Here is a 1,338-nt window from a genome sequence, read left to right as displayed (position 1 = left end):
TGCGAGTGCTTTGAGTAGCGTGGACTTGCCGCAGGCGTTTGGACCGACGATGACGGTGAAACTTGCATGAGGGATCTCGATAGATAGATCGACGGCGACGGGGTGCCGTTGGTACGAGAGGCTGAGCGACCGGGCCACGAGCCGTGGGACGGTCGGCGCAGAAGCATGGGTATGAATGTCAATCATCAAAGAGTTCCCTTCCGGAATTTCGTGATCAAAAGCAATCCCAGGTAAATGCCTCCGAGAGCGGCTGTGAGAATTCCCACGGGAAGCTGCACGGGCAGCGGCAACTGTTGGGTCAAGAGGTCGGCGAGGGCGAGAAGGACCGCACCCGTGAGGGCAGAAAGCCCGATCGCGGGCCCAGGCACCCGAGCTAGGCGGATGGCGATTTGCGGCGCGGTCAGGGCGATGAAGGCCACCGGACCCACGACGCTGACCGCGGCTGTTGCTAGTCCGATGCCGGCCAGAACCGCGAGAACGCGGGTGTTCGCGCTGGGCGAGCCCAGCGCGTCTGATATCTCATCGCCCAAAGCAAGCACTTCCAGCCTCCGGCGGAGGGCGAACGCGCACGGCAGCAGGATGACGAGGCCTGCCCCGATGATCGCTACGTGGTCCCACGATCGCGACGCTACGCTGCCGTTGAGGTACGCGGATAAGACTGTAGCCTGCTCCCGGCCAGCCCGACTGATCACGAATTGCACGAAGGCTCCTGCCATCGCTGACACCCCAACGCCAACTAAAAGCACTCGTGTTGGTGACGAAAAGCCGCGCCCTGTGCCCGCGAAGACGAGAGCCATCGCCACCAGCGCGCCCACGAGGGCGCCCACCGGCACCGGCAGGAGACCCGTCCACAACAATCCGAAGGCCGCGGCACCAGCCGCAGCTCCGGCGGAAACGCCGATCACATCTGGACTGCCGAGGGGATTTCGGGTGACCGTTTGAAAAAGCGTGCCGGCCACACCAAATGCGGCTCCGGCTAGAACTGCGACGATCAGGCGGGGGCCGCGCAGAGTACTCAGGATGAGGGTCTCTGTCCCCACCGGGGCGAACAAATGGGTAAGTGGCACTCCGAGGTGCCCGAGAGTGAGAGTAAGTAGGACCACCACAAAAAGGGCCACAATCAGTCCGATGGACACGCCTACCTGCCGCGTCGTGGTTTGTGAAACCGTGCGTGTCACGACGTGGGTCCGTTCATTCGGCGCACCGCAAGGAGCAGGATTGGTGCCCCGACGAACGCGGTGATGACGCCGACCATCACTTCGGCGGGGCTTGCGATTACACGGCCCACAATGTCAGCAGATAGCAGCAAGACAGGGCCAAGCACCAGACAGAAGGTCA

The 1,338-nt window shown here is 62.9% G+C and carries 3 protein-coding genes; all 3 read right to left on the bottom strand.

Features of this window, described 5'->3' with window-relative positions; genetic code table 11:
• The coding region (locus JF66_RS24600; RefSeq protein WP_156109908.1) for an AAA family ATPase at nucleotides 1–186 on the bottom strand (186 nt) is incomplete at its 3' end.
• Nucleotides 186–1,178 carry an iron chelate uptake ABC transporter family permease subunit gene (locus JF66_RS18085; protein WP_035880200.1) on the bottom strand — a complete coding sequence of 331 codons (993 nt, stop codon included), beginning with the start codon at nucleotides 1,176–1,178 and terminating at the stop codon, nucleotides 186–188. The genes JF66_RS18085 and JF66_RS24600, both read right to left, overlap by 1 nt.
• On the bottom strand, nucleotides 1,175–1,324 hold the full coding sequence (locus tag JF66_RS22495) for an iron chelate uptake ABC transporter family permease subunit (RefSeq protein ID WP_255351548.1): 150 nt from the start codon (nucleotides 1,322–1,324) through the stop codon (nucleotides 1,175–1,177). The genes JF66_RS18085 and JF66_RS22495 overlap by 4 nt, the downstream gene beginning before the upstream one ends.
• Nucleotides 1,325–1,338 lie beyond the last annotated feature (14 nt).

The organism is Cryobacterium sp. MLB-32 (assembly GCF_000738085.1).
Lineage (GTDB): Bacteria > Actinomycetota > Actinomycetes > Actinomycetales > Microbacteriaceae > Cryobacterium.
This window is presented reverse-complemented; position numbering and strand designations above follow the sequence as displayed.